This window comes from Mesorhizobium sp. M7A.F.Ca.CA.001.08.2.1 (genome assembly GCF_003998455.1).
Classification (GTDB): Bacteria; Pseudomonadota; Alphaproteobacteria; order Rhizobiales; family Rhizobiaceae; genus Mesorhizobium; species Mesorhizobium ciceri.
The window spans coordinates 1-5479 of sequence record NZ_RZPW01000417.1; the positions used below are offsets into that span (position 1 = coordinate 1).

Below are 5479 nucleotides of genomic sequence, written 5' to 3' on the forward strand. Positions count from 1 at the left end.
GAGCAAGGCGGAGGCTGGGTGGGGGGGAGCGCCGGCTTCCGCGATTGGTCGCTGCCGACGATTGCCGCATGGCGTGCCCTCACCACCCTCTTTCTCTCCATCCTCTTCCTCATCCTGCCGGCGCTCACCGCGCGGGCCATGGAGATCCAGTCCGTCACCTCCCCAAAGGGCATCACCGCCTGGCTGGTCGAGGATTATTCCGTGCCGGTCGTGGCCATCCGCTTCGTCTTTGGCGGCGGCTCGACGCAGGATCCTGTCGGCAAGGAAGGGCTGGCCAATCTAATGACCGGCCTGTTCGACGAAGGCGCCGGCCCGCTCGATAGTGAAGACTTCCAGATCAAGCTCGACGATGCCGGCGCCGAGATGAGCTTCGACGAGAGCCGCGACGGCATCTACGGCTCGATGCGCATGCTGGCCGAGCAGCGCGACCAGGCCTTCGACCTGCTGCGGCTGGCGGTCAACGAGCCGCGCTTCGACCAGTTGCCGATCGACCGCATCCGTTCCCAGATCCTGTCCGGCATCATCGCCGGCGAAAACGACCCGGACACGGTGGCGCAGAACAAATGGGCGCGCGCCCTCTATGGCGACCATCCCTATTCCCGCTCCGATCAGGGCACCAAGGAAAGCATCGCCGCCATCACGTCCGATGATCTGAAAGGCCTGCACAAAGCGGTGTTCGCGCGCGGCGGTCTGCATGTCGCCGTGGTCGGCGCCATCGACGCGGAGACGCTGAAGAAGAAGCTCGACATGGTGTTCGGCGACCTGCCGCAGAACCAGGCGCTGAGGCCTGTGGCCGATATCGACCCGAGGCTGGCGCAGCATATCGAGGTCGACTACGACCTGCCGCAGACCTCCCTGCAGCTCGCCTTTCCCGGCGTGAAGCGCAAGGCGGCGGATTTCTTCCCCGCCGTGCTGATGAACGAGATCCTCGGCGGCGGCACCTTCACCTCGCGCCTGTTCCAGGAAGTGCGCGAAAAGCGCGGACTGGCCTACAGTGTCAACTCCTCGCTCATAAACCAGGACCACGCTAACGCGCTGATCGTCAGCACCGGCACCCGGTCCGACCGTGCGGCCGAGACGCTTGGCATCGTCCGCGATGTCGTCAAGCAATTGGCCGAACAAGGCCCGACCGAAGCGGAACTGGCGGCGACCAAGAAATACATGATCGGCGCCTACGCCATCAACAATCTGGACTCGTCCAGCGCCATCGCCTCGACATTGGTCGAGTTGCAGCTCGACGATCTCGGCATCGACTACATGCAGCGCCGCGCCGGCTACATCAACGCGGTGACGCTCGAACAGGTCAAGGCGGCGGCGAAAAAGCTGCTGACCACCGAGCCGACCATCATGATCATCGGCCCGAAACTGGCCGGAGCCGGCAAGGGATGAGCCCCACCTTCGGCATCGCCTTCGGCGGCGGCGGCGCGCGCGGGCTGGCGCATATCCATGTCATCGAAGCGCTGGACGAGCTCGGCATCAAGCCGGTGGCGATTGCCGGCTCGTCGATCGGCGCCATCATGGGCGCCGGCATGGCATCAGGCATGGCCGGCAAGGACATCCACGACTATGCCCGCTCGATCCTCGGCCGCCGCGCCGAGGTGGCCAGCCGCATGTGGCGGGCGCGGCCGGGCACGATAGCCGAAGCCATGCAGAACGGCATCCGCGTCAGCCAGTTCAATGTCGAGCGCATCCTGAAAGCCTTTCTGCCCGAGGCCATCCCGGAAACCTTTGCCGAGCTGAAGATCCCGCTGAAGGTGACGGCGACCGACTATTTCGGTCACAAGCTGGCCGTCTTCGAAGACGGCGACCTGCACTCCGCGCTGGCGGCGTCAGCGGCCATCCCTGCCGTGTTCCGTCCGGTGATGCGAGACGGCAGGCTGCTGATCGACGGCGGCATCTACAACCCCGTGCCGTTCGACCTGATCGAGAACGACGCCGACATCATCATCGGCGTCGACGTCGTCGGCGCGCCGGAAGAGGCCGACCGCAAACAGCCGACCTCCGTCGACCTGATGTTCGGCGCCACGCAATTGATGATGCAGTCGATCATCGCCAACAAGCTGAAGCAATGCCGCCCCGACATCCTGGTCCGCCCGGCAGTGTCGAGATACCGCGTCCTCGATTTCCTGAAGATCGACGCGCTGATGAACGAGACGGTGGATATCAAGGACGAACTGAAGCGGCAGGTGGAGAAGGCGGTGGAGGCGAGGAATAGCGCCGCCATCAAGGGGAGACGGGGCAAGCAGGTCGGGTGAGGATGCATCTTCCCCATTCGATCTGAAAGGCTCCAACCGATTTACGACTTCGCCGCCACCGGCGCATACTCCAGCGCCACAACGCCGTTGCTGAACGGCGTGGCCGAAATCAGTTCGAGCGACACCGGTTCGCCGCCTGGGAACAGCGGCTTGCCTTGGCCGACGGTGCCGGGATAACTGAGCAGCCTGACGCGGTCGACCAGGCCATGGCGCAGCAATTCCTGCGCGACGCTGAGGCTACCATGCATATAGATGTTGCCGCCGCTGCCTTGCTTCAGCGTCCTGACCGCTTCCGGCAGCGGTCCCTTCAGCAATTCGGCAGGCTTCCAGTCGAGCGCCTTCAGGCTGTTCGACGCGACATATTTCGGCAGCGCGTTGAACCGTTCGGCAAAATCTCCGGTTTCCGTCGGCCAGGAGCCGGCAAAGATCTCATAGGTCGTGCGCCCCAAAAGCATGGCGCCGCTATCGGCAAGCTCGTCCTCCTTGAACCTGTTCATCTCGTCGTTCCAGGTCACGCTTGGCAGCTTCTCGACCTCGGCAATGCCATCGACGCTGATGAATTCGGTGACGATAAGTTTTCGCATGGCGTTCTCCTTCTTCGCTCAAAGGACGGACCGCGCAGGGTCATTGCGACACGCTTCATAAAATATATCGCTGCGCTTCGTTGCAGGGTGGCGCTTTCAGCGCGAGCCTGCGAAAGACCGATACCACGGGGAAGTGCGACCGGCCTGGACTAAACCGCAAAGTTCGGATTTTGATGCCACATCTGAAGTAGTTATTATTCCCAAGAGCGCATTGCAGGAAGATCATGGAATTCGGGGTTTTCATTCATCGCTCGGATTCGCGGTACAATGATCGCCCCGCAGAGCAATACCAGTTTCCTCGTCCGTATCTGCGCCGCGTTGAGGCGTGTGTCGGCAAGTGGATCATCTACTACGAGCCCAGCAAGGTAAACGATACACGGGGCTATTACGCTGTAGCGAAAGTCCAGCAGATCATCCCTGATCCTGTGATATCAGACATGTACCTCGCGCTGATTGAGCCCGGAACCTACCTCGATTTCGTCAATCCTGTTCAATTTAATGGATCTGATGGTCTCGTCGAGCGAGGCCTGCTCAACGATGAAGGACGGATTTCGGGCCGTGCCCAATCTGCAGTCCGTGCACTTAGCGCAAATGACTTCAACCGCATCATCGATCTGGGCCTGGATACGAATGAGTTGTTGCTGCCGCGCGTTGATGAGGTCGGCATATCTGCCGGCTTTCAGGATGAGCAGGCGCCATTCGAATTCGAGCAGAGTCGTGATCGCGTAAGCTACATCGGATCGCGAATCGTGCGGGACCGCATTTTCCGTCGCGTCGTCTTACGCGCTTATGACGAGCGCTGCGCAATCACGGGTCTCAAGCTGATAAATGGCGGCGGCCGGGCAGAAGTTTCTGCTGCACATATTCGACCGGTCGAGGCGAACGGGCCTGATGTCGTCAACAATGGGATCGCACTGTCCGGCACTGCGCATTGGATGTTCGACCGTGGATTGATCAGCCTGTCGGACGATTTGGAAATCCTGATCTCCAGACAGGTCAATGACTTAGACAGTGTGCAGGGCTTTATAAACAAGACGCGCCGCGCGCTTCCGCCTCGCCGACAGCTCGAACGCCCGCATCCTCATTTCTTGCAATGGCACCGCGAGCACTGCTTCAAGCAATAAGCGGTCAAAGCTGCCCCGTCCATGGGAAGGCTTTGCTTGGAGGCGTTTGGTCGTTTGGGCGGGAAGAACCCCCTCAGTCCTTCGCCCGCTCCACATAAGCCCCATCCGCCGTCATCACCACCACGCGGGTGCCCGGCGCGATGTGGGGGGGCACCAGGGTGCGTACGCCGTTGGACAGCACGGCCGGCTTGTAGGACGACGAGGCCGTCTGTCCCTTGGTCGTCGGCTCGGTTTCCACCACTTCGAAGGTGGCGCGCTGCGGCAGCACCAGGGAAATGGCAATGCCGTTGAACTGCGACACCTGCACGGCCATGCCTTCCAGCAGGTAAGGCGCCATGTCGCCGACCACGGCTTCCGACACCGCCACCTGGTCGTAGGTTTCCGGGTTCATGAAGTGAAAGCCTTCGCCGTCGCGGTAGAGGAAGGTGTGCTCGCGCTCTTCGACATAGGCGCGCTCGACCTGCTCGGTGGTGCGGTAGCGTTCCGAAACCTTCACCCCGTCGCCGATGCGGCGCATGTCGAGCTGCGTTACCGGCGTGCCCTTGCCTGGGTGGATGTTTTCGGCAAAGAGGATCACATAAAGCTTGCCGTCCTTGTCGACGACATTGCCTTTGCGGAGCGAACTGGCGATGACTTTCACCACGGTTTTAAATCCTGCAAGAAGAGTTGACTGGCGTTTGCCGGCTAGTGCGGCGCTGGATGGGGGCCTACCGCATCTTGGCCGCCGCCGCCAGCCCCCTTCCACCATGTTCCGAGCCGCATGACCGAAGCTTCGCCCTGGTGGACGCCTGACGTTCACGCCGACCGCCGCCCGCGGCTGATGCTGCGCAATGGCATCGCCGCCGGCCTGCGCGACTGGTTCGCCGCCCATGATTTCGTCGAGGTGCAAACGGCTGCCCTGCAGGTCTCGCCCGGCAACGAGGCGCATCTGGCGGCTTTCGCCACGGAAGCGGTCGGGCCGGACGGTGCAAGGGCGCCACTCTATCTCCACACCTCGCCGGAATTCGCCTGCAAGAAGCTGCTCGCCGCCGGTGAAACCAGGATTTTCAGCTTCGGTCCGGTCTATCGCAACCGCGAGCGCGGCCCCTTGCATCATCCCGAATTCACCATGCTCGAATGGTACAGGGTGGGCGAGGCCTATGAGAGCCTGATGCTGGATTGTGCGGCCTTTCTGGCGCTGGCCGCGACAAGGACAGGGGCGACTCTTTTCTCTTTCCGGGGCCGCGACTGCGATCCGTTTGCCGAGCCGGAACGACTGACGGTGGCGGACGCTTTCGCCCACCATGCCGGCATCGACCTGCTGGCCACGGTCGCCGCCGACGGCAGCACCGACCGCGACGCGCTGCACGCCGCCTTGACCCATGTCGGCCTGCGCACCGCGCCCGACGACAGCTGGGCCGATCTGTTCAGCCGGGTGATGGTGGAAAAGGTCGAGCCATTTCTCGGGCAGGGCCGCGCGACCATCCTGTGCGAATATCCCGTCGCCGAGGCGGCACTGGCGCGGCCGAGCCAGCGC

The 5479-nt window shown here is 62.5% G+C and carries 6 protein-coding genes; 4 read left to right on the top strand and 2 right to left on the bottom strand.

Annotation, left to right across the window (positions count from 1 at the left end; translation table 11 throughout):
* The first annotated feature begins 51 nt into the window (after positions 1-51).
* Together EN914_RS22395 and EN914_RS22400 are read left to right on the top strand one after the other, a co-directional pair.
* Positions 52-1389 (top strand): pitrilysin family protein, encoded by a 1338-nt coding sequence (locus EN914_RS22395; RefSeq protein WP_032899513.1) that lies wholly within the window; start codon positions 52-54, stop codon positions 1387-1389.
* Positions 1386-2255, top strand: a complete 870-nt coding sequence (locus tag EN914_RS22400) for a patatin-like phospholipase family protein (protein WP_013532353.1) — start codon at positions 1386-1388, stop codon at positions 2253-2255. Before EN914_RS22395 ends, EN914_RS22400 begins: the two co-directional genes overlap by 4 nt.
* 41 nt (positions 2256-2296) lie before the next feature.
* Here EN914_RS22400 and EN914_RS22405 read toward each other — a convergent pair whose 3' ends face one another.
* On the bottom strand, positions 2297-2839 hold the full coding sequence (locus EN914_RS22405; protein ID WP_024504835.1) for a dihydrofolate reductase family protein: 543 nt from the start codon (positions 2837-2839) through the stop codon (positions 2297-2299).
* Positions 2840-3063: 224 nt separating this feature from the next.
* Between EN914_RS22405 and EN914_RS22410 the strand changes: the two genes are divergently transcribed.
* The gene (locus EN914_RS22410; RefSeq protein WP_024504834.1) at positions 3064-3963 is read left to right on the top strand and encodes an HNH endonuclease; all 900 of its coding nucleotides are present in this window, start codon (positions 3064-3066) and stop codon (positions 3961-3963) included.
* A gap of 73 nt (positions 3964-4036) precedes the next feature.
* On the opposite strand, the gene efp is transcribed toward EN914_RS22410, so the two are convergent.
* Positions 4037-4606, bottom strand: coding sequence for an elongation factor P (gene efp, locus EN914_RS22415; protein WP_013532351.1), 570 nt, complete (start codon positions 4604-4606; stop codon positions 4037-4039).
* Positions 4607-4723: 117 nt separating this feature from the next.
* Between efp and EN914_RS22420 the strand changes: the two genes are divergently transcribed.
* Positions 4724-5479 (top strand): amino acid--tRNA ligase-related protein (locus EN914_RS22420; RefSeq protein ID WP_127389267.1); only part of this gene is annotated, 756 nt, incomplete at its 3' end.

Coding starts and splice junctions, on each gene's coding strand:
- EN914_RS22400 (WP_013532353.1), top strand. CDS start 1,386: ATGAGCCCCACCTTCGGCATCGCCTTCGGCGGCGGCGGCGCGCGCGGG.
- EN914_RS22405 (WP_024504835.1), bottom strand. CDS start 2,839: ATGCGAAAACTTATCGTCACCGAATTCATCAGCGTCGATGGCATTGCC.
- EN914_RS22410 (WP_024504834.1), top strand. CDS start 3,064: ATGGAATTCGGGGTTTTCATTCATCGCTCGGATTCGCGGTACAATGAT.